Here is a 746-nt window from a genome sequence, read left to right as displayed (position 1 = left end):
ATAAACAGCGAAGCAAGCATTGAGACCGATGTCTATTTCGACTCAGTTGCGATGTTTACCTTCTTCCTATTGCTTGGCCGGTTTATGGAAATGCAAACTCGCCATAAGCACCTGAACAGCGATGCCGAAATGGGTAAACTATTGCCTACAACAGCGATCATTAGAACCGAAGATGGCGAAAAAAGTAAACCTGCTCACCAGCTTGAAATTGGAGAGGTACTAGTGGTTAGACAGGGCCAAGTATTTCCTGCCGATGGCGTGGTTATTGAAGGTGTCTCCAAAGTCGACGAGTCAGCCCTCACAGGAGAGTTTCTCCCCATTGAAAAAGCGCTTGGGGCTCAGGTAAGTGGTGGCACCGCTAATGTCGAAAATACCTTATTCGTTCGCATTACCGCTACTCCCAAAGAGAGCCGTGTCGCAGCGATTATTAAGCTCCTTGATAAAGCAGCAAGTGAGAAGCCCAAAACCGTATTAATGGCAGATAAAATTGCCAGCCACTTTGTAGCAGGTGTGCTATTCGCGGCTTGCGTCGTTGGTCTCTACTGGTACTTTAATAACCCCGACGAAGTATTCACCATTGTTTTATCTGTTTTGGTTGTTACCTGCCCTTGCGCTTTATCTCTGGCAACACCAACTGCAATGACCAGTGCCAACACATTCCTTCGCAGCAAAGGCTTCTTAATCACCAAATCTCATGCGCAAGAAGCCATGAACCAGATTACCGATATTGTTTTTGATAAAACAGG

1 protein-coding gene is annotated in these 746 nt (G+C 46.1%); it reads left to right on the top strand.

Going from position 1 to position 746, the window contains the following annotated elements:
• On the top strand, positions 1-746 hold a 746-nt coding region (locus tag A3735_RS27815; RefSeq protein WP_197486109.1), incomplete at both ends, for an HAD-IC family P-type ATPase.

Source organism: Oleiphilus sp. HI0061 (assembly GCF_001635675.1).
The sequence above is the reverse complement of the archived record's forward strand: the minus strand, read 5'-3'. Positions and strand labels throughout refer to the sequence as shown.